The organism is Streptomyces sp. NPDC033180 (assembly GCF_055577645.1).
Window position 1 is genome coordinate 837,445 of the sequence record NZ_JBVIPU010000001.1, and the last position, 21,469, is coordinate 858,913.

The 21,469-nt window shown below is 68.2% G+C and carries 19 protein-coding genes and 3 tRNA genes; 5 read left to right on the plus strand and 17 right to left on the minus strand.

Annotation, left to right across the window (positions count from 1 at the left end; all coding sequences use genetic code 11):
* Window positions 1-83: 83 nt before the first annotated feature.
* The gene (locus ACZ5WE_RS03820; RefSeq protein WP_467687792.1) at window positions 84-1,574 is read left to right on the plus strand and encodes an MFS transporter; all 1,491 of its coding nucleotides are present in this window, start codon (window positions 84-86) and stop codon (window positions 1,572-1,574) included.
* 8 nt (window positions 1,575-1,582) lie between these two features.
* Here the strand turns inward: ACZ5WE_RS03820 and ACZ5WE_RS03825 are convergent, their stop codons facing one another.
* The 16 genes from ACZ5WE_RS03825 to ACZ5WE_RS03900 all read right to left on the minus strand — a co-directional run bounded on the left by ACZ5WE_RS03825 (window position 1,583) and on the right by ACZ5WE_RS03900 (window position 14,153).
* Entirely contained in the window at window positions 1,583-2,878 is a 1,296-nt protein-coding gene (locus tag ACZ5WE_RS03825; protein ID WP_467687790.1) for a hypothetical protein, read from the minus strand.
* A 74-nt stretch (window positions 2,879-2,952) separates the two neighbouring features.
* The gene (locus ACZ5WE_RS03830; protein WP_467687788.1) at window positions 2,953-4,404 is read right to left on the minus strand and encodes a hypothetical protein; all 1,452 of its coding nucleotides are present in this window, start codon (window positions 4,402-4,404) and stop codon (window positions 2,953-2,955) included.
* Between the two features lie 100 nt (window positions 4,405-4,504).
* Complete coding sequence (locus tag ACZ5WE_RS03835; protein ID WP_467687787.1) at window positions 4,505-5,119, minus strand: 4'-phosphopantetheinyl transferase superfamily protein; 615 nt, start codon at window positions 5,117-5,119, stop codon at window positions 4,505-4,507.
* The gene (locus ACZ5WE_RS03840; RefSeq protein ID WP_467687785.1) at window positions 5,116-5,367 is read right to left on the minus strand and encodes a phosphopantetheine-binding protein; all 252 of its coding nucleotides are present in this window, start codon (window positions 5,365-5,367) and stop codon (window positions 5,116-5,118) included. Before ACZ5WE_RS03840 ends, ACZ5WE_RS03835 begins: the two co-directional genes overlap by 4 nt.
* Window positions 5,360-6,226, minus strand: a complete 867-nt coding sequence (locus ACZ5WE_RS03845) for an alpha/beta fold hydrolase (RefSeq protein ID WP_467687783.1) — start codon at window positions 6,224-6,226, stop codon at window positions 5,360-5,362. Before ACZ5WE_RS03845 ends, ACZ5WE_RS03840 begins: the two co-directional genes overlap by 8 nt.
* Before the next feature lie 7 nt (window positions 6,227-6,233).
* Window positions 6,234-7,217: an NAD(P)H-dependent flavin oxidoreductase gene (locus ACZ5WE_RS03850; RefSeq protein WP_467687782.1), complete on the minus strand. Its 984-nt coding sequence runs from the start codon at window positions 7,215-7,217 to the stop codon at window positions 6,234-6,236.
* On the minus strand, window positions 7,217-8,044 hold the full coding sequence (locus tag ACZ5WE_RS03855; protein WP_467687781.1) for a class-II aminoacyl-tRNA synthetase family protein: 828 nt from the start codon (window positions 8,042-8,044) through the stop codon (window positions 7,217-7,219). The genes ACZ5WE_RS03850 and ACZ5WE_RS03855 overlap by 1 nt, the downstream gene beginning before the upstream one ends.
* On the minus strand, window positions 8,041-8,289 hold the full coding sequence (locus tag ACZ5WE_RS03860) for an acyl carrier protein (RefSeq protein ID WP_467687780.1): 249 nt from the start codon (window positions 8,287-8,289) through the stop codon (window positions 8,041-8,043). Before ACZ5WE_RS03860 ends, ACZ5WE_RS03855 begins: the two co-directional genes overlap by 4 nt.
* The gene (locus ACZ5WE_RS03865; protein WP_467687779.1) at window positions 8,286-9,164 is read right to left on the minus strand and encodes a diiron oxygenase; all 879 of its coding nucleotides are present in this window, start codon (window positions 9,162-9,164) and stop codon (window positions 8,286-8,288) included. The genes ACZ5WE_RS03860 and ACZ5WE_RS03865 overlap by 4 nt, the downstream gene beginning before the upstream one ends.
* A gap of 41 nt (window positions 9,165-9,205) precedes the next feature.
* Window positions 9,206-10,132 carry a hypothetical protein gene (locus ACZ5WE_RS03870; protein ID WP_467687778.1) on the minus strand — a complete coding sequence of 309 codons (927 nt, stop codon included), beginning with the start codon at window positions 10,130-10,132 and terminating at the stop codon, window positions 9,206-9,208.
* A gap of 1,562 nt (window positions 10,133-11,694) precedes the next feature.
* A complete protein-coding gene (locus ACZ5WE_RS03875) occupies window positions 11,695-12,360 on the minus strand; it encodes a nitroreductase (RefSeq protein WP_467687908.1) in 666 nt (221 codons plus the stop codon).
* 413 nt (window positions 12,361-12,773) lie between these two features.
* A complete protein-coding gene (locus tag ACZ5WE_RS03880) occupies window positions 12,774-13,181 on the minus strand; it encodes a PIN domain-containing protein (protein WP_467687777.1) in 408 nt (135 codons plus the stop codon).
* A complete protein-coding gene (locus ACZ5WE_RS03885; protein WP_467687776.1) occupies window positions 13,178-13,411 on the minus strand; it encodes a type II toxin-antitoxin system VapB family antitoxin in 234 nt (77 codons plus the stop codon). Before ACZ5WE_RS03885 ends, ACZ5WE_RS03880 begins: the two co-directional genes overlap by 4 nt.
* Before the next feature lie 342 nt (window positions 13,412-13,753).
* Window positions 13,754-13,827 (minus strand) — tRNA-Ile (locus ACZ5WE_RS03890).
* A 175-nt stretch (window positions 13,828-14,002) separates the two neighbouring features.
* A tRNA-Asn gene (locus tag ACZ5WE_RS03895) sits at window positions 14,003-14,075 on the minus strand.
* 5 nt (window positions 14,076-14,080) lie between these two features.
* Window positions 14,081-14,153, minus strand: a tRNA-Asn gene (locus ACZ5WE_RS03900).
* Window positions 14,154-14,331: 178 nt separating this feature from the next.
* Between ACZ5WE_RS03900 and ACZ5WE_RS03905 the strand changes: the two genes are divergently transcribed.
* From ACZ5WE_RS03905 to ACZ5WE_RS03920, 4 genes are all read left to right on the plus strand, one after another.
* Window positions 14,332-14,634, plus strand: a complete 303-nt coding sequence (locus tag ACZ5WE_RS03905; protein WP_361057864.1) for a YtxH domain-containing protein — start codon at window positions 14,332-14,334, stop codon at window positions 14,632-14,634.
* A gap of 62 nt (window positions 14,635-14,696) precedes the next feature.
* Complete coding sequence (locus tag ACZ5WE_RS03910) at window positions 14,697-16,133, plus strand: xylulokinase (protein WP_467687774.1); 1,437 nt, start codon at window positions 14,697-14,699, stop codon at window positions 16,131-16,133.
* Between the two features lie 176 nt (window positions 16,134-16,309).
* Window positions 16,310-18,043: an ABC transporter ATP-binding protein gene (locus ACZ5WE_RS03915; protein WP_467687772.1), complete on the plus strand. Its 1,734-nt coding sequence runs from the start codon at window positions 16,310-16,312 to the stop codon at window positions 18,041-18,043.
* Window positions 18,043-19,962 (plus strand): ABC transporter ATP-binding protein, encoded by a 1,920-nt coding sequence (locus tag ACZ5WE_RS03920; protein WP_467687771.1) that lies wholly within the window; start codon window positions 18,043-18,045, stop codon window positions 19,960-19,962. Before ACZ5WE_RS03915 ends, ACZ5WE_RS03920 begins: the two co-directional genes overlap by 1 nt.
* A gap of 14 nt (window positions 19,963-19,976) precedes the next feature.
* Here ACZ5WE_RS03920 and ACZ5WE_RS03925 read toward each other — a convergent pair whose 3' ends face one another.
* Complete coding sequence (locus ACZ5WE_RS03925; RefSeq protein WP_467687769.1) at window positions 19,977-21,302, minus strand: RNA polymerase sigma factor; 1,326 nt, start codon at window positions 21,300-21,302, stop codon at window positions 19,977-19,979.
* Window positions 21,303-21,469 lie beyond the last annotated feature (167 nt).

Consider the following 21,469-nt stretch of genomic DNA (forward strand, 5'->3'; position numbering starts at 1 on the left):
ACAACTCCCAAATCATATAGCTAACGTAAACACCGTTCACAGTAAACGACGTTCACGGTGAACGCCGTTCACCAGGAGGCGTAATGTCTGCATCCCCAGCGTCACCGCCGCCACCTGCGGTCCTTCGGCCGAACCTGCCACTCAGCGTCGTGGTGGCCATTTCCTGCGTGGCGCTCTTCATGGTCGTGCTCGACACCACGATCGTCACGCTGGCCCTGCCGCAGATGCATGACGCACTGGACATGTCGGTCAGCGAGCAGCAGTGGGTCGTCACCAGCTATCTGGTCACGCTCGGCGGTCTCCTGCTGCTGGCCGCCAGGGCAGGTGACCTGTTCGGTCACAAACGAGTGTTCCTGTTCGGCATGGTCGTCTTCACCGCCGCCAGCCTGGTCGGCGGCCTGGCCACGGATCCGACGATGCTGATCGTGTCGCGGTTCATCCAGGGCGTCGGTGCCGCAGCGCTCACACCCACCAGCCTGAGCCTCATCACCACGAGTCACACCGACGAGGCCCAGCGGCAGCGCGCCCTGTCCCTGTGGAGCATCACCATCGCGTTCGCCGGCACGGCCGGAGTTCTCCTCGGCGGTGTACTCACCAGCGAGCTGAACTGGCGGTGGGTGCTGTTCATCAACATCCCCCCGGGCGTCGCCCTGTTCGTCGCGGCGATCCTGTGCCTGCTGCCGGCCCGTGTCGGCACCAAGCGGGTCCGGCTCGACGTTCCCGGCGCCCTCAGCGTGACCCTGGGCATCGGCGCGCTCACCTACGGGCTCTCGCAGGCGTCCGCTGACGGGTGGGGGTCGTCGAAGGTCCTGATCGCCCTTGGCGCGGCCGCGGTCCTCATGGCGGGCTTCGTGGCCATCCTGGCCTCCAGCTCCCAGCCGCTCATTCCGAAGGCCCTGTTCCGGCTGCGCACCCTGTTGCTCGGAAACCTGGTCATGCTCCTGCTGGGAGTGGTCCTCAACGCGTCCTTCTTCTTCATCTCCCTGTACCTGCAACAGGCCATCGGTTACAGCGCCTTGCGAGCCGGCATGGCCATGGTGCCCGTGACCCTCATCGTCATCGTCGGCGGCTTCGCCTCCCGCAAGCTCGTCCTCGTCTTCGGCCCCCGCAACATGATCATCATGGGTGGGCTCGTCGTCGCGGCCGGCATGGCCTGGCTGTCCGCGGTGCCCGCCCGCCCCCCGGTCTTCCTGGCCCATATCCTCGGACCCACCCTCGTCGTCGGTATCGGCCTGGGCTTCCTGCTCCTGGCGATCACTCTCACCGGCACCTCCGGTGTCGATCCCGAAGACGCCGGCGCGGCCTCCGGGTTGCTCAACACCTCCCGCCAGCTCGGCGGAGCCGTCGGCCTCGCCGTGCTCACCACCATCGCCGCCACCGCGACCACCAACGCCGCCGACGACTCCAGTCCGGTCGAGGCGCTCGTCGACGGGTATCGCGTCGCGTTCCTGATCTGCGCCGGTGTCATGGTCGTCGCCGCCCTGATCGCGCTGGCCCTGCCGAACATCAAGGCGCCCAGGCCGGAGGCCGACGAGAAGGTCAGCGAAGAGCGGTCGGCGAACTCACCGTCATGAGCCGGAGTTCACGCGTCGATGATGGTCTCGTCCGGCAGGGCGGCGGCAGCGAGTGCCGAGCCTCCGAAACCCGGACGGCGACTGGTCCGGACCTGCCGGGTCGCTATGGACAGGGGTCCCAGACCCGCCAGAGCGTCGAGCACCTGGGTCATCAGCTCCCCGGGAGCCGACCGGGTGGGGACCACTCCGATCGCGTTCACGTCGGTCAGCCAGGCGGCTGCGACTTCACTCGCAGCCGCCAGGCGGCGGACCGTCCGGCCGCCCGCGGAGGCTTCCGCCTCCATGTGGTCGGCGTCCGGGTCGTCGGCTCCACCGAGGACCAGGGTGAGGTCGCTGCTCTCGGCGACCATGCGGACGGCCGCGGCCCGGTCGGTGGCGGCGTAGCAGAGCGCGTCGTAATGCTGCCCGCGCACTCGTGGGAAGCGCTCACGCAGGACATTGATCATCGCAGCCGCGTCGTCCACGGAGACCCCGGTCTGCACGACGAGGGAAAGCCTGTCCGGGTCGGCCCCCGACTGCTGGAGATCGGGCACCTGCGCGGCACTCCGCAGCGGCAGAACCGACTCCGGCGCCTGAGAGACCGACACCTGCTCCGCGGCGGTGTCGGGGGCCCCGGTCAGCAGCACCACCGTGTCGCCGCGGTGTGCGTAGGCCTCGACATCGCGATGCGCCAGGGCGGCCAGGGGACAGGTCGTGTCCACCAGCTCGAGCCCGCGTGCGGCTGCTTCCGCCCGCACCGGCAAGGGCACCCCGTGCGGCGGGAACACCACCACTCCCGCGTCCGGTACGGCGTCCAGGTCGTCGGAGATCGTGACACCGGCCGCGGTGAGCTGCTCGATCCGGCCGACAGCGGCGACCGGCCGGCCGTACACGTGCACCGGCACGCCCGGCGCAGCGTCGCGGGCCGCCTGGAGGGTGGCCTCGATGCCCGCCCGGGCACCCGCGCAGTCGGGGTCTGCCTCCGCCACCAGCAGCCGGCGCGACCGCAGCAGCCCGGCCCACTGCGCGACAAGGTCCGCGCACACCTCCACCGCTCCCGGATCACCCGCGTGCGCGGCTGCGCCCAGGCCGAAAGCCCGGCCGTTCAGGTCCAGGTAGGAGACCATCACGAGCACGGCGCCGCCGGTGCCGAAGGCCCCCGTCGTGTCCACCGGATCGAGCCGGACCCGCCGTCGGCCCGGATCGGGTTCGCCGCGCCCCAGCGCCGCGGCCAGCAGCGGGGCCGCGGGCGAGCTGACCGTCCCCCGCTCGGGATGAGTCATTCCGGTGGCCACCAGGATCTCCCCCGGTCGGACCCCGCTCACGGAGAACCTCTCCATCCGCAACGTACGATTCATGATCACTCACTTCGCGTGGCTGAGTTGGATGTCGTCGGCACTCACGAGGCCACCCTGTCCGGGGTCCACGTCGTGGTGGTGCGGACCAGCAGCTGCCTGACGGCACGATTGGTGCGCTGCGGATGAAGCCGGGATCGCAGGGCGTTCATCGCGGTGGTGGCACGCCCGCACGTCAGGAAGGTGGAGTCGTCGAGGAAGGCGTGCCACATGGTGACGGCCTGGTCGAGATCGCCCTGATCCAGATGCAGCCCGGCAAGGCGGGCATGGACGAGGGCACGGGAGCGGCGCTCCCGCTGCGGGCGGTGCCGGGCGGCTTCGGTGAGCGTGGCGACCGCCCCCTTCTTGTCACCGAGCAGCGCCCGGACGGCCGCCTGCTGGTTCGCCAGCGACGCGGGGTGGTACCTGCCCATGGCGTTGCCCTGCGCCGCCGGGTCCGCCGCTGTCTGGGAGCAAGCCTGGTCCAGGCGCCGTTCCGCGGCCGAGATCGTGGCCAGTGCGTGCTGCCGGTCCCCCGCGGCGGCAGCGGCGACCGCGACCTGGCCCAGGAAGAACGCCTGGCGGGCCGGGCCGGTGGCCTGTCTGCTGATCCTCGCCGCGGACTCGGCGAGGTCGACGGCCTGCTGGTGGTGACCCAGGCTCTGCGCCTGAACCGACAGGCCCCGCAGCGTGACGGCGTATCCGGCCGGGTCGTTGTTCTCGCCGGCAAGCATCAGAGCGGCCCGGTAGTACTGCTGCCCCAGCCCATGGCGCCCGTCGTCGAAGCACATGAACGCGGCCAGATAGGTCAGCTGCGTGGCGGCCGTGAAGAGCCTGCGCCGCAGCGCCGGAGTCCCGGCGGCACGCAGCCTGGGTGCGACGTCGAAGGCGAGATAGCAGGACAGTTCCGCACGCGCGTGGCCTCCTCCGAAGGAGTCGTCGAGATCGGAGAACAACCGTGTCATCTGCTCGGCCGTGACCACCTGCCCCAACTCCAGCCGCTGCGCACACGACGCGTCCGGCCAGGGCTGCAGCCCGGACTGGCGGGCGGCCTGCGCCCAGCCGGGCACGGCGAGAGCGGCCACGCGGTAGGCGGTGGCGGACAGCGTCGTCCGGTGCTCGCCTTCGGCGAACTGCGCCAGGTTGGTCAGAACCGAAACGACGTCCCGGGGCTGGACCTCAGCGTCCGGCCGCCGGTCGACGGCGGCGCGCGAACGACGTCCCGGGTCCCACTCCTCCCGGACGGCCGGTTCGCCGGCCGGTTCGCCCAGGCCCAGGTCGGCGAGGTCGACCGGACGGCGCAGCCCACGAGAGATCGCCTCGGCGACCAGCTCGGGCACCGGCGACCTGGGACGCCGGCCAGCCAGCCAGTGCGTCACCGACCGCCGGTCGAGCCGCATCGCCACCCCGGACTCGGCTGCCACCGCGTTGACCTGCCGGGCGAGGAAGTCCTCGGTCCAGCCCGCCTCGGCCAGCAGGCCTCGCAATAGCCTGTTCGGCACCTTTGGCTTCGTCATGACGCGCTCCAGCCCCCCACCATCGCCGCGCTTTTCCCGAGCCTTCCGTTGGCTAAAATGGAGGCTACCAATCTAATTGATCCGGGAAATAGTGATAATTTCACCTGCGGTCGTGAGTTGTGGAGAGCTCACCCGGCGAAATGGCTATGGCGAGCGAAAGATCTTCGTCGGAGTTGATCCACACCGTTACCGGCACTCCGCGGTAGGACGCGATCAGAGCGCCATCTGACGGGCTGAGTTCGATACGCCAGAACAGGAAATCGCCCAGGCTCCCGGAGCCGGACAGCGCCTTGAAGGCCGCTTCCTTGGCGGCGAACAGCTCACGCGGAGTGTATTTCCCGGTGGGCGGCAGCAGCTTCAGCCGCTCCTGCCCGCGCAGGACGAATCCGGCCACGCGAGGGCTGATGACGGCGCTTTCGATGTCGACACCGACCGCCGCCGCACCAGGGACCACCACCGAGATCGCCAGGCGGTCGGTGTGGGCGATCGAACCGGCGAACTCCCTCGGGAAGCGCGGCCGGCCGTCGGGGTCACGAGGGACGAACCGATCGGCCGCCCCGGCCGCCGCCAGCGCCGCCGCGGCCGCCCGGCGGCCGGCCGTGAACTGCTGACGCGGCCCGAACGGCCGGTGCACCGGGCGCCATGCGGTCCATACTCCCGCCGCGGCGCCGGCGGGGACCGCCGGCCCGGCGGCCGCGAAGTGCGCCTCGGTCAACGAAGTGAAACGACGTGGTCGGCCAGCGAGTCGATCGAGCGCAGCGCCTCCGGCCGGACGTCCTCGTCCCATTCGAAGCCGAACGCGTCCTCCATCGCCACCAGCAGGCTGACCAGCGCGGTGGATGACATCCCGGCCTGCCGGAGGGACACGGAGTCCGACACCTTGCCGACGAGGCGGTCATTGCCGAACAGATCGATGAGCAGCCCTCGGATGCGCTGCCGGACTGCGAGTGCCTCGTCAGACACGCGATTCCACGTCCTTGATGAACTCGAGGATGATCGCCTGGAAGGCTCCGGCGTCATCGAAGAAGGGCTGGTGCCCGGCCTTCGGCATGATCTGACAGGTACCGTCCTGGAACTGCCCGGCCAGCTCCCTGGCGCCCGTCGGGCTCAGCAGGACGTCGTCGTCGCCCACGAGGACCAGCGTGGGCGCGGCGATGCGGGGCGGCAGGTCGGGGCTGTGGCTGTCGTTCGCGGCGCTCTTGAAGCTCTCGGCGAGCTCCTCGGGGTCGGAGACGGCCATGAAGGCCTCCCGCAGGCCCAGGAACCCCGGGGTGCCGAGCGACTCGTTCATCTCCGAGCTGAACATCTCGGGGTAGAGGTGGTCGAACACGGCCGCGAGGCCGTGGCTCTCCAGTGTCCTCAGCCAGTTCCGCTGCAGCTGCTTCTGGCGCCGCATGCCCTGGGGGCCGAAGACCGGGCCCGACAGCACGAGGCCCCTGACGCGGTCCGGGTGCCACAGTGCCATGTCCCGGGCGAAGACCGTGGTGGTCGACGAGCCGATCAGATAGGTGGACTCGATCTCCAGCGCATCGAGCATCGCGATCAGGTCGGCCGCGTGCTCCTCCCAGGTCGGCTCCTTCTCGACCCGCGACGACGCGCCGTGATTGCACAGGTCGTAGGTCAGCACACGGTGGTGCTGCGCGAGCTCCTCGGTGAAGCCCCGCCAGATCGGAGCGGTGGCGACGAGATTGCTGAGGGGGGTGATGGCGACGCCCTCACCGCGGGACTCGCAGTAGAGTTCCACGCCTTCCCTGGTGCGAATCCGCGGCGCGTCATCGCGGTACGACAGATCCAGCCGGGACATGTTCTCGATGATTGACATGAAGTCTCTATCCTTTTCCTGTTTCGAATATCTCGACACCGCGCAGGATGCGAGCGAATTCGGCGACGATTTCGGCCGCCGGTTGCCCGCCGGAAATGGCACCGCAGGACAGACCGCAGTACATCGCCATTTCCTCGATCCGACCGCTGGTCGCCTCGGTCGGTGCCGCGGCACTGAATCGCGGGATCAGGTACGGCTTTCCTTCGACCACCGTCCGGCCGATGAACTTCTTGGCCTGCTTCGCATCGCGGGTGGCGGCCGTCTCCAGCACGCGGTGCCGCCGGCCCGGCCACCCGATCTCGTAGGCATCGGTGATCACCGTGTCGGTCTCGTCGGCGGTGCTCACCGCTCTCTTGAAGTAGGAGTGGGCCCGCGACTCGTGCGCGACGACGAAGGCGGTACCGAGCAGCACGCCATCGGCGCCGACGGCCAGGGCCCTGCCCGCCTTGGCCGGGGATCCGATTCCGCCCGCGGCGACGATGCAGGCCTCCGGCAGCTCTTCGCGCAGCGCGGCGACCATCGCGTCACGGCTCGATTCGCCGAGGAGATGACCGCCCGCCTCGGTGCCCTGCGCCACCACCACGGAGCCCTGTGCGGCGGCTCGCACGCCGTCCTCCACGGTCCCGACCTGGACGACGACGTGCCGTCCCGCCGCGGTGATCCGATCGAACACGGCGTCGTCCGGCATGCCGAACAGCGACAGGTACACATGCCGGGGCGTCTCGTCGAGCACCTGCGTCACCTGCTGGTCCAGCTCTTCCGGCCCGACCACCTCCGGAATCAGGTTCACGCCGACAGGCCGATCGGTCCCCGCGGTCAGTCGGCTGAGCACGGCCGAAAGCGCGTCGCCGACCAGTTTGTAGCCGCCGACGCAGCCCGCCGCGCCGGCATTGGACACCGCGCACGCCAGTTCCGGCCCCGCGACACCCCCCATGCCCGACTGAAGCAGGCTCACTTCGACTCCGAGCACCTCGGCCAGCGTGTGTCGCATCAGCCCAGACTCTCCACTGCGGACAGGGCGGCCTCAGTGCTGCCGAACCGCTCGGTCAAGGTGTGCACCCATCGCTCCAGGCCGAACGCAAGGCAGCTGGTGTGCGCCATGTCGCCACCGGCCTGGATGGAGCAGCGTTCGCCGAAGAAGTTCCGGTGGTAGTTCACCGAGCCGATCGCCAGGCCGTTGACGACGAACTCCTCCTTCACCGGGAACAGGCGCTGCATCTTGGCCTTGCCGCCGTTCTTGTCGAAGAACGGATCGGTGGCGACCTCGAGGTGCACGTCGAGGCCGAGCTCGGCGCACAGGACCGTCACGGTGTCCTTGGCACGGAGCAGGTGCTGCTTGGCCCCCTCCTCGGGTCCGATGAAGACGATCTCCCGCATGGAGAAGCCGAGGAGCCGCTGCAGACCGTCGTAGTGGTCCTCGTTGCGGAAGCACGTTCCGACCGTGGTCCGCATCGTCCCGTCCGCGGGCAGCTCGGAGCCGGCCAGATCGAGGTAGATCGCGTAACACGCCGCCGACGGCAGTGCGAACGCGGTCGGCTCCATCACCTCGGCCGGGACCCGGTCCAGCGGTCGGGGCGCATCGGCCAGCAGGCTGCCGAGGCGCTGCGGATCCAGCCGGGTGGCCGCCAGACCCAGATGGGGGAAGTTGTCGAAGTAGTCGAAGGTGTCGAGATCCTGGCACCGCATCAGGAACGGGAACCGGAACTCCGGGGCCTTCCAGGTCTCGGCCAGGCGCAGGAACGCCGCGTCGATCGACCGCAACAACCGCAGCTGGCCGCCGTCGAGAACTTTCAAGCCGTTGTCGGTCGTCGTGGTCATCGTGCTGCCTTCTGCTTGAAGAAACGGGCTTCGATCGCGTTGAGGCTCCGGAAGTCGTCCAGGTCCAGGTCTTCCGGATCGATCACCTCGCCGGTCAGCTCCTCCAGCAGGAAGATGAACTCGACGAAGGCCAGGGAGTTGATGGCCCGGCTGTCGATCAGGTCCATCTGGGGGTCCAGCGGGCTGAGCTTCGGGTTGCGGCCCAGGATGAAGCCCCGGACCTCCTGCATCGGATCGGCCGTCATGTGGTCAGTTCCTTTCCGGCGCCCGCCTTGGCCAGGAACTTCCTCGTCCGCTTCAGGATCTGATCGTGCGCCTGCTCCCGGGCGGGGTGCTCGAGCGCGCGACGCCGTAGTGCCAGCGCGTCCGGGATGCCCGCGTCTCGGTAGGCGGCAGGGTTGTAGAGGGTGCCGATGCTGTACTGCAGATAGTTCTCGAGGTACTCGGCGACCGCCGGCACCTCGGCCGGATCACGCTTGGCCACCTGGCCGAGCAGGTCGGAGAAGATCATCCGGCCGAACGCGACGTGCCTGCTCTCGTCCTGGTGGTGCACGCGGTTGATCTCGCGGGCGATGTGCGGCAGCGACTGGTCGGTCGCCATGTGCGCGTTGAAGTAGTCGACGATCTCCTCGAAGATCAGGATGCGCGCGAAAATGATCGCCTCGCGGGCCACCGCTGAGAGGTGCGACACGGAATCGGCCTGCAACGTCGGCTGCGCCGGATACAGCTTGCCGCCGTAGCGCAGGCAGAACCGCGCGAAGAACCACATGTGCTCGTTTTCCTCACCGATGAAGTGGTGCAGGAATTCCGAGACATCCGCATAGGCGCGCTCGTGGATGCGCATCACCACTTCGCTCATCAACTCACGAATGCCGTGAATGTTGAGGCTGAAGAAGTTGATCGCCTCGAACTTGGTCAGCGCGAGCTGCTGCTCACGGCTCAGTTCGTCCCACATCGGCGTTCCCGCCAGCGTGGTCAGGCTCTCGCTCATCCACGGTTTGTCGGGCTCGATCGCCTCGGGCCAGTCAAAAATCGTGTACGGGTTGTAGTAGCTGGATTCTGCCATTTGCTCGAGCCGATCCAGGTCCAGCGAGATCGGCTCGATTCCACGTACAGCCATTTAGTCTCATCTTTCCCGTAGAGTGGCTCGATATTCCGCTTTCAACGCACCGCCTGGATGTCCGTGTGCACCTGGATCGGCAGCGGCGAACTGCAGTCGTGGTAGCCGAAGGGCGCATTTCCGGAGGCCGTCGACGGAATGACCTTGTTATAGATTGATCCGAGGCACAGTTCCTGGAATTCCTTCGTGTTCGGCGAGAGCCGCGCGGCCAGCTGGGCCTTGGCGATGTCGACGGTCTTGACCGCGCCGTCGTCGTCCTCCACCTCAACGCACGCGTGCGGCAGGTCGAGTGCACCGCCGAGCACGCCGCAGAACCAGCCCCGTTTCGCCTCGGCCCGGTACCCCGCCTCGCGAAAGCTCTCGGCCAGGGACAGACTCGCCGCGATGCAGCTCGTCGCGCCCATGGCGTGCACCTGATCCGGGTGTGCCTGCATGGGCACGGGGATCATCTGCCAGCGATAGCCGGCGTCCAGGTAGTCACGGGTCAGCTGCCGCAGCACGGGCGAGACCACCGGAGTGCGCGCGCCGGTCGTCGTCACCGTCGCCGCGTACTCCGCCGACCCCCGGCTCGCCGGCGGCGACGTCACGCCGGCGACGCTTCCTCCGAACCGCGCGACATCCGGTTCTTCCAGACGCCACGGAGCTGCCTCCGGGCAGTCGGTACATTCCAGCCGGACCTGAAAGGACCATTCCTTGGCACGCAGCAAATCGTCCACCGGCCGCTGGGCGAACCGGAAGAGCAGGCGGAACGTGAGTTCCGGCTGCGTCCTCGCACTGTTTGAGTACATGCCGAGGTTGTACAGATCGTTCGCGTCGAAATAGCGCACTCCGGATCGGCGCTCGAACGGAAGGCCTGCGTCGACGAGTCGGTCGATCTCTACCGGTTCGCAGCGCAGCATTTCCTGGGCAACGGATTCCGGTTGGGTTTTACTGGAGTGTTCGGCGGGAACAAACTCGATGGAGTTCACCACCTTCTCCCAGGCCACATTTTCGGTTGCAGCTTGACGCGACACAATCTATCTCCCGGACAGAACGACCGCGCCGACGGCTCGGCGCCCGTCATCAAAGACGCGAGGTCACGGTGAATCTGCGGACAGCCCGACAGTACCGACCGACGATCCCGCACGACAGATTGTTTCTACACGGCCCCCTGTGGATTTCGCATAGGTGATCGTGGATCGCGCCCGTCACTCCACACGACGCGAAGCCCTACCAGATTTATGGGAGCACAGAGGAATACCCAAGAAATGCAATAGGTGGCTGAACTCAACTGACCCGACTGACGTGGCTGACACGTCCGAACTCTCCGGGCTCACGCCTGACCCGGCGTTCGCGGCCGCCGCCAACACCCTCGCCGACGCCCCGCCGACACCCCTCGTCGACCGGGGCCGATGCCCGTCCGGATCGTCCGCGCTTCGGGCCACCAGGGGACCTGCCGACGATCTCCCGCGCGTCACCTCATTGGGAGCACCCACGAGGTTTGCGCTCTCACCACACGGCCGCTCCCCTCCTCCAGGGAACCGGAAGCCACCAGGGGACACCCCCCGCGACGACGTCAGTCCACAGGAACACCCGGCTCTAGGATGCGACTTAGCGAGGCTGACAGCACGCGAGTACGCCCAGTTGCTTCGGTTGCCTTCCGTAGCCAATGAGCTCACTACGGACCGTCTCTGCCTGGCATAGGCCGCACATTGGACTGGCCCAACTGCCTCCCCCTCGCCTGCGTGACGGCGCGGAGCCGACAGATTCACCGACGGACGACTTCCGCTGGTGCAGCGCAGACACCGCGAGGATCACCACCAGACCTGCCGTACAGATGGAAGTTTGCTTGAGGTACTGGGCGAGCTCCGCAGGAGTGACGCAGACTCGGCACACGCGGACCTCTCAGCGGACGGCTGGCGGCGTGACGTGTCAGCACCTACGAATCCACCCTCAAGCCCCGCAGGAGCGGGGAACACGCAAATACCAGAGATCCCCAGGGATCACCCCCGCAGACGCGGGGACCGCACCGCGCACGCCAATCCATCGGCGAACGACCTAGACCCTTCGGACAACTATGGCCTGGAGCAGCCCTCTTCAGAATGAGAGGATGTCCGCCCCCCCTGCCCGCTTCGCAAGTCCCCAAGGTCGTTCTTAGGTTGCGCTCTGGGCACCTCAGTAACAAGAGTTCCTCTCATGGGCCGTAGAGTTGGCCGTAGCGTTTGAAGATAGGTGCCCTAAATGTCGGTTCACGTGCTAGTGAGCAAAGTTGGCTCCCCCAGCGCATGAACGTGCAGGTCGCTCCCTGTGGTCCCCGCGTATGCGGGTGGCTGTGTGCGTGACTAGTGACACCGCCTGTCGGTCGGCGACGACACCACCCGGTCGCATTGGGGAGCGGTATCGCTGAGTTTTGACACCACCGGGGAGCTTGTGGTGGGAGCATCATCGAGACCGGCACCGACTCCTTCCGCCTCGCCCAAACCCGAGCCCGCAGTGAATGGAGCAACACGGACTGACAACCCGTCTGATGTGAGGATCACTCGTCATCGGGTCACACTCCGATGAAGCTCACTGTTTCTGTCACGTCCGCCCGCCCGGTGCGCAGTTGTGGCATGCCTTCCTTCTCGAATCCCACCGAGACGCCGCAGAACAGCACGAGCCCGTCATCGGCTCCGACCATCTGGCTGACGGTCTTGCGATACATCGTCCACATCACCTGGGGGCAGCTGTGCAACCCTTCTGCCCTCAGCAACAGCATGACCGTCTGGAGGTACATCCCCGCGTCCCCCCACTGTCCGGGCCCCATCGTCCGGTCGAGGTAGCAGAACAGCACGACCGGAGCTCCGAACGCCTCCGCGTTCAAGGCGGCGATCTTCATGGGCCTGTCGGGGTCGTCGCGCTCGATGCCCAGCGCTTCATACCGCTGGGTGGCCGCGGCGGCGAAGCGGTCCAGATACAGCGAGGCCAGTCCGGCCGGGTACATCGGATACTCCCGCTCGTCACCCGGGTCGCCCGCCAGTGCCCTGGCCGTCGCACGCCTCTTCAGTTCGGCCAGGGGCTCGCCGGTCACGACGTACACGTGCCACGGCTGAAGGTTCCCACTCGACGGAGCCCGCGTTGCTGCAGCCAGCACTCGTTCGAGTACCTCTTTGGGTACCGGCTCATCGCTGAACGCCCGCACAGCCCTGCGACTGTCCACGGCTTCATACACATCCACGTCTTTTCGTCCTCTCACTCCATTGCGGGCAGCGAAGACACGAGGATGATCATCGCACCAGGCGAGCAGACCGGGTGGAGCTTTGGTGCTGCCAAAGCTGGCCGACATTCCTCCGCTGGCCGTTCACGAAGTGCTGTCGAAACTCACCTGCATGCGCTGTCGGCTCTCAGCGACAAAGCCATGCGGGGGTGGTCCCAGCCTGTGCGGCAACGTCCGCCCGCTTGAGCTGTGGTCCCCGCGCATGCGGGGATGGCGACGAGGCTTCGCGACCTACGGCACACAAGCGCACCCCTGTCGACGCGGTCACGTTCCGTAGCGCGTGCTCGCTACGGGCCGTCGCTCCTGCTTCGCTGTCCCTTGGTCGGGACCATCTCCGCGGGTGCGGGCAGGGCGCCGAATGCGGCCGCCAGCAGTCAGACGCGTACGTCCCGCTGCTGCACTTCCTTGAGGGCCGCCGCCACTGTGGCGAAGTCGTTGTCCACGTGCAGCACCGTGTGACCGTGATGGGCCGCTGTCGCCCACACCAGGAGATCGATGGCTCCGGCGGCACGGTGCTGCCCTTGCTGGGTGAGCTTGTACTGCGCGGTGTCGACCCAGCGCCACGCGTTCTTGGGAACCGGCGAGAACTGGCAGAGAGCATCCACCTCCTCGGCCAACTCATCACGGTGGGCCGGGCTGGTGGCCGAGTAGAGAAACTCCGCCCTCGTAGGCTCGCAGATATGGAACACGCCAGCGGCGATATGCCCTTCCCAGGGCCGCAACGCCCCCGGCGTGCGGAAGAGGTGCCACAGGGCGGAGGTGTCGAGGAGGTACGTGATCACTCGAAGGCTGCCCGCTGGGCGCGCTTCGCGGCCGCATGCGCCGCAGCCGCAGCCTCGAACTCGCCCCGCTCACCCCGCGCGGCCAGCTTTTCCGCAGCCTCCAGCCGCTTGATGCGCGCCACGTAGTCCCGCAGAGCCCCGTTGACCGTCTCTTTCTTCGTCGAGACACCCATGAGCCGCATCGCCTCGGCCAGCGCCTCGTCATCGAGATCGACCTGGGTAACAGACATACCAGCCACCCCTTACCGAGAGTCCATGATGTACATAACCACGATACATCACCAACATTCCCTTGCAGGGGCCCATCACGCACGAGGCAGACACAGCACTTGCCGCGCGAGATCTATCGCATCAGGGTTGGCTTCGGTGCCGAGTCGCAGACCCAGGCCCTCCTCGCCGACGCCAGGCACATCGCTGAAGAACTACGGCGATGGCGACTGAGTCTTGGTCGCCGGCCCTTCGGGCCAGCAGAGGGCCAGGTAGCGATCACTCGACCGTCACCTCGAAGAGACGCACCCAGAGGTTTGCGCTGCAGGCGCAGGTGGAATCGTTCCTGCGGCCCAGCGCTTCGGTGGGGCGGGTGGGACTCGAACCCACGGCCGACGGATTATGAGTCCGCTGCTCTAACCGGCTGAGCTACCGCCCCTAACGGCGCGTCGCGCACATTTGTGCGCGCCGTCTGCCGCAGCATAGCCGCTCATACGATCTCCTGCTTCGGATGGTCGGCATCGCTCGACCATGAGGACCTCCGTGCTGCCCGCATGGTTCCACCGGCCACGAAAAAGGACCCTTGAGGGCACTCTCAAGGGTCCTTCTCACAGCTCTCCCGACTGGACTCGAACCAGTAACCTGCCGGTTAACAGCCGGCTGCTCTGCCAATTGAGCTACAGGAGACCGAGCTCCCCCGACTGGACTCGAACCAGTAACCTGCCGGTTAACAGCCGGCTGCTCTGCCAATTGAGCTACAGGGGATCGTCTCGGTGCATCGAACGCAGCTACCTGGGAACTCTCCAGGCGGCGGGCGGTCGCTGCGACACATACATTAGCGCAAGCAGGGGGGTGCTCCGCCAATCGGTATCCCCCACCGCCGACGCAGAGCAGCAGACGAGCGACAGACGCTCGACGCCGACGCAAGGGAAGGGTGGCAGCCATGCGCTACCGGCTCACATTCGTCGCGGGAGTGGCTCTCGGGTACGTGCTCGGTACCCGGGCCGGCCGCGAGCGCTACGAGAAGCTGAAGAAGTCCGCCCGCGAGTTCGCGCAGAACCCGGCCGTGCGCAACACCGTGGAGTCCGCGACACAGCAGGGGCGCGACGTGGCGGGCAAGGCCTTCCACTCCGTGTCCGAGAAGGTCGGGGACCGGGTCCCCGACTCGGTGGCCGACCGGGTGCGGTCGCTGCGCGAGCGCGGGCAGGGCAGTGGTGAGGACGACTGGGGCACCAGTAATACGTAGCCGGGGCTCCTCCTGGGAGCTGAGGTACGGGACACGTCGCGCGGTGCGGCAGAATTCCAGGCATGGGGATAGTCGCAGGGTTGGACAGTTCGCCCGATTTCACGCGCATCGTGGTCTGTGACGCGGACACGGGCGCCGTACTCAAGCAGGGCTATGCCCCGCATCCGACGGAGGGCCCCGATGGCGCGGGCCGTCCGTCGGACGTGGATCCGCAGGCCTGGCTGCTCTCGCTCGGCGAGGCGGCGGGCGGCGGGCTGCTCGAAGGCGTGCAGGCCATCGGCGTCTCCGCGCAGCAGAACGCGGTCGTCCCCCTGGATCAGCACGGCAACACCGTGCGGCCCGCGCTCGTCGGCAACGACCGGCGGGCGCAGGTCGCCGCCGCCGACCTGATCGACGGGCTCGGCAGCCGCGAGGCCTGGGCGCAGGCCGTCGGATGCGTCCCGCAGGCCGCGCACCCCGTGACGAAGCTGCGCTGGCTGGCGAAGACCGAGCCGGAGGCGGCCCAGCGCGTGGCCTCCCTCATGCAGGCGCATGACTGGCTGGTGTGGCAGCTGCTCGGGCGGCCCGCGCGGCGCACGAGCGACCGGGGCGGGGCCTCCGGGACCGGCTACTGGTCGGCAGCGACGGGTTCGTACCGCCCCGATCTCGTGGAGCTCGCGCTCGGCCACCAGGCGATGCTCCCCGAGGTGATCGGTCCCGCCGAGGCTGCGGGGACGACGCCCGAGGGGCTGCTGATCTCGGCGGGGACCGGTGAGACGATGGCGGCGGCGTTCGGGCTCGGGGTCCAACAGGGCGACGCGGTCGTCTCGTTGGGGGCTTCGGGGTCCGTGATGGCCGTGCACCATGAGGCCCTGGTCGACCCGAGCGGGACGATCACCTCGCTCGCGGACGCGACCGGCATGCATCTGCCGGTGGTGCACACGCTGAACGCCGTGCGGGTGCTGCGCGGGGCCGCCGAGATGCTCGGGGTTTCCGACCTCGAAGGGCTCTCCGATCTGGCCATGAAGTCGACGCCGGGAGCGCACGGGCTCGTACTCCTGCCGTATCTGGAGGGCGAGAAGACGCCGAATCTGCCGCACGCGGCGGGCACCCTGACCGGGCTGAGGCGTGAGTCGATGCGGCCCGAGCATCTGGCGCGGGCGGCCTTCGAGGGCATGCTGTGCGGGCTCGGGGACGCGCTCGACGTGCTGCGGAGCCGTGGTGTCGACGTGCGCCGGGTCTTCCTGCTCGGCGCGGCGGCCGAGCTGCCGGCGGTGCAGGCCGCGGCGCCCATGCTGTTCGGTGCGCAGATCGTGGTGCCGCAGCCCGCGGACTACGCGGCGATCGGCGCGGCGCGGCAGGCCGCCTGGGCGCTGAACGGTCAACTGCCGTACTGGCAGGGGGCGTCCGCGCAGGTCTTCGAGCCGGGCGAGGAGCACGCCGTGGGGCAGGCGGTACGCCAGCAGTACCGGACCGTGCGGGAACAGGCGCATCCCGGAGCGCTCGACAGCGCCCCGTAAGGGGCGCCGGGAACTGCGCGCTCAGCCACAACAGACCGGCAGGAAGTATGCCTGGTTCTTGACCCGGGCAATCTTTTTACCGGGTCATGGCTTAATCGGTTGCGCAGCCCCGGGTGCGGTGCCGGAGTATGGGGGCGCCCATGCCAGAAGCCGCCCACGCCTCGCGAAGAGACCCCGTGCTCATACGACTCCTGCGGGCCCATCTGGGTCCGTACAAGAAGCCCATCGCCCTGCTGGTGCTGCTGCAGTTCCTGCAGACCTGCGCCTCGCTCTATCTGCCCACGCTCAACGCCGACATCATCGACGAGGGTGTCGTGAAGGGCGACACGGGCTACATCCTGTCGTTCGGCGGCGTCATGATCGCCGTCACCGTCGCCCAGGTGGTCTGCAACGTGGGGGCCGTCTACTACGGCGCCCGCACCGCGTCCGCGCTCGGCCGCGACGTCCGGGCCGCCGTCTTCGACCGCGTGCAGTCGTTCTCCGCACGGGAGTTGGGGCAGTTCGGCGCACCGTCGCTGATCACCCGGACCACGAACGACGTCCAGCAGGTGCAGATGCTGGTCCTGATGTCGTTCACGCTGATGGTGTCGGCGCCGATCATGTGCGTCGGCGGCATCATCATGGCTCTCGGACTCGACGTACCGCTCTCGGGTGTCCTGATCGCGGTCGTGCCCGTCCTCGCGATCAGCGTGAGCCTGATCGTGAAGCGGCTGCGTCCGCTCTTTCGCACCATGCAGGTGCGCCTGGACACCGTGAACCGCGTGCTGCGCGAGCAGATCACCGGCAACCGCGTCATCCGCGCCTTCGTCCGCGACGCGTACGAGAAGGACCGCTTCCGGAAGGCCAACGCCGAGCTGACCGACGTGTCGCTCGGCACCGGCAAGCTGCTCGCGCTGATGTTCCCGATCGTCATGACCGTCGTGAACATCTCGTCGATCGCCGTGGTGTGGTTCGGCGCGCACCGCATCGACAGCGGCGGCATGCAGATCGGGGCGCTCACCGCGTTCCTCGCGTATCTGATGCAGATCGTGATGTCCGTGATGATGGCCACCTTCATGTTCATGATGGTGCCGCGCGCCGAGGTCTGCGCCGAGCGCATCGAGGAGGTCCTGGACACCGAGAGCAGCGTGGTGCCCCCGGCCTCCCCCGTACGGGAGTTGAAGCGCCACGGCCACCTGGAGATCCGCGACGCGGGCTTCCGCTACCCCGGCGCCGAGGAGCCCGTCCTGAAGGCCATCGGCCTGGTCGCGCGGCCCGGTGAGACGACCGCCGTGATCGGTTCGACCGGCAGCGGCAAGTCGACGTTGCTCAGCCTCGTGCCGCGGCTCATCGACTCCACCGAGGGCGAGGTCCTGGTGGACGGCGTGCCCGTGCACACCATCGAGCCCGCGCTGCTCGCGCGGACGGTGGGCCTGGTGCCGCAGAAGCCGTACCTCTTCGCCGGCACGGTCGCCACCAACCTCCGCTACGGCAACCCGGACGCGACGGACGAGGACCTCTGGCACGCCCTTGAGGTCGCCCAGGCCAAGGGCTTCGTCGAGAGCCTGGATGAGGGCCTGGACGCGCCCATCTCGCAGGGCGGCACGAACGTCTCCGGCGGTCAGCGCCAGCGCCTCGCGATCGCGCGGACGCTCGTACAGCGCCCCGAGATCTACCTCTTCGACGACTCCTTCTCGGCCCTGGACTACGCGACCGACGCCGCCCTGCGCGCCGCGCTCGGCCGCGAGACCGCCGAGGCGACCGTCGTGATCGTCGCCCAGCGCGTGTCGACGATCAGGGACGCCGACCGCATCATCGTCCTCGACGAGGGCCGGGTCGTGGGGACGGGACGCCATCACGAGCTGATGGAGAGCAATGAGACCTACCGGGAGATCGTGCTCTCCCAGCTGACGGAAGCGGAGGCCGCGTAATGGCCGGTCCGGGCGGACAGATGATGGGGCCGGACTCCCGGTCGATGGACTTCAAGGGGTCGGGCAAGCGGCTCCTCGCGCAGTTCAGGCCCGAGCGCGCCACGATGTACGGGATGATCGCCGCCGGTGTGCTCAGCGTGGCGCTCACCGTGCTCGGCCCGAAGATCCTCGGCAAGGCGACCGACCTGCTCTTCGCGGGCATCGTCGGGCGTGACATGCCGAGCGGCGTCACCAAGGACCAGGCCATCGAGAGCCTGCGCGACAAGGGCGACGGCGGCATGGCGGACATGCTGACCGGAGTCGACTTCACGCCGGGCGAGGGCATCGACTTCGGCGCGGTGGGAGAGGTGCTGCTGCTCGCTCTCGGGGCCTTCCTGATCGCGGGTCTGCTGATGGCGGTGGCGACGCGGCTCTCCAACCGCGCCATCAACAAGACCGTGTTCAAGATGCGCGGCGACGTCCAGGACAAGCTGTCGCGGCTCCCCCTGTCGTACTTCGACAAGCGGCAGCGCGGTGAGGTGCTCAGCCGGGCGACGAACGACCTGGACAACATCGGTCAGACCCTGCAGCAGACCATGGGGCAGCTGGTGAACTCGCTGCTCACCATCGTCGGCGTACTGATCATGATGTTCTACGTCTCGCCGCTGCTGGCCCTGGTGGCGCTGGTGACCGTGCCGCTGTCGTTCTTCGTGGCGACGAAGGTCGGCAAGCGCTCGCAGCCGCAGTTCGTGCAGCAGTGGAAGTCCACCGGCAAGCTCAACGCGCACATCGAGGAGATGTACACCGGGCACAACCTGGTGAAGGTCTTCGGGCGCCAGGAGGAGTCGGCGAAGGCGTTCGCCGAGCAGAACGACGCGCTGTACGAGGCCGGGTTCAAGGCGCAGTTCAACAGCGGGGCCATGCAGCCGCTGATGTTCTTCATGTCGAACCTCAACTACGTCCTCGTGGCCGTGGTCGGCGGCCTCAGGGTCGCGTCCGGCGCGCTGTCGATCGGTGACGTGCAGGCCTTCATCCAGTACTCGCGCCAGTTCTCGATGCCGCTCACGCAGGTCGCGTCGATGGCGAACCTGGTGCAGTCCGGTGTCGCGTCGGCCGAGCGGATCTTCGAGCTGCTCGACGCGGAGGAGCAGGAGGCCGACCCGGTGCCGGGGATACGTCCGGACCAGCTGCGCGGCCGGGTCGAGATGGAGGAGGTGTCCTTCCGCTACGAGAAGGACAAGCCGCTCATCGAGGACCTGTCCCTGAAGGTCGAGCCGGGCCACACGGTGGCGATCGTCGGGCCGACCGGCGCCGGCAAGACCACGCTGGTCAATCTCCTCATGCGGTTCTACGAGGTCACCGGCGGGCGCATCACGCTCGACGGCGTCGACATCGCGAAGATGTCACGCGACGAACTGCGGTCCGGCATCGGCATGGTGCTCCAGGACACCTGGCTGTTCGGCGGCACGATCGCGGAGAACATCGCGTACGGAGCGGCCAAGGACGTCACCCGCGAGGAGATCGAGGAGGCGGCTCGGGCGGCCCACGCCGACCGCTTCTGCCGCACGCTGCCCGACGGCTACGACACGGTGATCGACGATGAGGGCACGGGGGTGAGCGCGGGCGAGAAGCAGCTCATCACGATCGCGCGGGCGTTCCTGTCCGACCCGGTGATCCTCGTCCTCGACGAGGCGACGAGCTCGGTCGACACCCGTACGGAGGTGCTCATCCAGAAGGCGATGGCGCGGCTCGCGCACGGGCGGACCTCGTTCGTCATCGCGCACCGGCTTTCCACGATCCGCGACGCGGACACCATCCTGGTGATGGAGAACGGGTCGATCGTGGAGCAGGGCACGCATGACGCACTGCTGGCGGCCGAGGGCGCGTACGCGCGTCTGTACGCGGCTCAGTTCGCGCAGGCCGTGGCCGAGGTCGACTAGCTCCCTTTACGGGGCTAGTCCAGATAGCCCCTGAGTTGGTCCGCGAAGGCGTGGTCCCGCAGCTTGTTGAGGGTCTTGGACTCGATCTGGCGGATGCGTTCGCGTGTCACGCCGAAGATCCGGCCTATCTCCTCCAGGGTGCGGGGCCTGCCGTCCGCGAGGCCGTAGCGCAGCTGGACCACCTTGCGTTCGCGCTCACCGAGCGTGGAGAGCACCGCCTCCAGGTGCTCGCGCAGCAGGAGGAAGGCCGCCGACTCGACGGGGCTCGTCGCGTCGCCGTCCTCGATGAGGTCGCCGAGCGCGACGTCGTCCTCCTCGCCCACGGGCGCGTGCAGCGACACCGGTTCCTGGGCCAGGCGCAGGACTTCGCTGACGCGCTCGTGCGGCAGGTCCAGGTGGGCGGCGACCTCTTCGGGGGTCGGTTCGTAACCCCGCTCCTGGAGCATGCGGCGCTGGACGCGCACGACGCGGTTGATGAGCTCCACGACGTGCACGGGGACGCGGATGGTGCGGGCCTGGTCGGCGAGGGCCCGCGACATCGCCTGGCGGATCCACCAGGTCGCGTACGTGGAGAACTTGTAGCCGCGTGCGTAGTCGAACTTCTCGACTGCCCTGATCAGGCCCAGGTTTCCCTCCTGGACGAGGTCGAGCATGGTCAGTCCGCGTCCCACGTACCGCTTGGCGACGGAGACGACCAGGCGGAGGTTGGCCTCGATCAGGCGGCGCTTGGCCATCCGGCCCAATACGACCAACTTGTCCAGGTCGAGGGCGAGTTGCGAGTCCAGGTCGGTGGCGAGGCGCAGCTTCTCCTCGGCGAACAGGCCGGCCTCGACGCCGCGCGCCAGTTCCACTTCCTCCGCCGCCGTGAGCAGGGGGATCCGGCCGATCTCGCGCAGATACTGACGGAACAGGTCGGACGAGGGGCCGGCGGCGTCTGCGCGGCTGCGGGGGGCGGGCGGCAGGGGCAGCTCACCGCTGTCCGGTTCGAGCGCTTCCGGCCGATCAGGGGCAGCTTCCGCTTCGGAGCTCTCCGGGCCCGCCTCCGGGTGCCGTGCGGCGCGGCTCTGGGGCGGTACGGCCGCGATGACGTCCGTATCTGCCGCCGCCTCCGCTTCCGTTTCCGCTTCCGCGGCAAGGGCGGTCTCGGTCTGGCTGAGGGTCTGGGTCTGCACGGGGGCGACCTCCATGATGATCGCTGCTGAGGCGTGCGGCAGCGGTACAGCGGGATCGGCTTCGACGGCCTCGCCGCTGTCCGTCCCGAACACGATGTGTGGAATCGCGGGTGTACCGGATCCGCATCCGCTGTCTGCGGGCCGGCCGCGCTCCGAGGACTCAGGCACCGCAACCCAGTGTGGGGTACGACACACGGCCGCCACGAGGGGCGTGCGGTGACTTTCTGAGTCCGGTGCGTGACCGAGTGGTTACCCGCCGGGTAACCAGCTGGGCGCTGCGTGAACCTCGGGCCTTGACCCGGCGGGGCTCGGCGCCTTGCGCGACGCGCATCTCA

What these genes read in the sequence shown, in the direction of transcription:
- ACZ5WE_RS03820 (WP_467687792.1), top strand. Translation starts at nt 84, where the DNA reads ATGTCTGCATCCCCAGCGTCACCGCCGCCACCTGCGGTCCTTCGGCCG.
- ACZ5WE_RS03830 (WP_467687788.1), bottom strand. Translation starts at nt 4,404, where the DNA reads ATGACGAAGCCAAAGGTGCCGAACAGGCTATTGCGAGGCCTGCTGGCC.
- ACZ5WE_RS03845 (WP_467687783.1), bottom strand. Translation starts at nt 6,226, where the DNA reads ATGTCAATCATCGAGAACATGTCCCGGCTGGATCTGTCGTACCGCGAT.
- ACZ5WE_RS03850 (WP_467687782.1), bottom strand. Translation starts at nt 7,217, where the DNA reads ATGCGACACACGCTGGCCGAGGTGCTCGGAGTCGAAGTGAGCCTGCTT.
- ACZ5WE_RS03855 (WP_467687781.1), bottom strand. Translation starts at nt 8,044, where the DNA reads ATGACCACGACGACCGACAACGGCTTGAAAGTTCTCGACGGCGGCCAG.
- ACZ5WE_RS03860 (WP_467687780.1), bottom strand. Translation starts at nt 8,289, where the DNA reads ATGACGGCCGATCCGATGCAGGAGGTCCGGGGCTTCATCCTGGGCCGC.
- ACZ5WE_RS03865 (WP_467687779.1), bottom strand. Translation starts at nt 9,164, where the DNA reads ATGGCTGTACGTGGAATCGAGCCGATCTCGCTGGACCTGGATCGGCTC.
- ACZ5WE_RS03885 (WP_467687776.1), bottom strand. Translation starts at nt 13,411, where the DNA reads ATGTCTGTTACCCAGGTCGATCTCGATGACGAGGCGCTGGCCGAGGCG.
- ACZ5WE_RS03905 (WP_361057864.1), top strand. Translation starts at nt 14,332, where the DNA reads ATGCGCTACCGGCTCACATTCGTCGCGGGAGTGGCTCTCGGGTACGTG.
- ACZ5WE_RS03910 (WP_467687774.1), top strand. Translation starts at nt 14,697, where the DNA reads ATGGGGATAGTCGCAGGGTTGGACAGTTCGCCCGATTTCACGCGCATC.
- ACZ5WE_RS03920 (WP_467687771.1), top strand. Translation starts at nt 18,043, where the DNA reads ATGGCCGGTCCGGGCGGACAGATGATGGGGCCGGACTCCCGGTCGATG.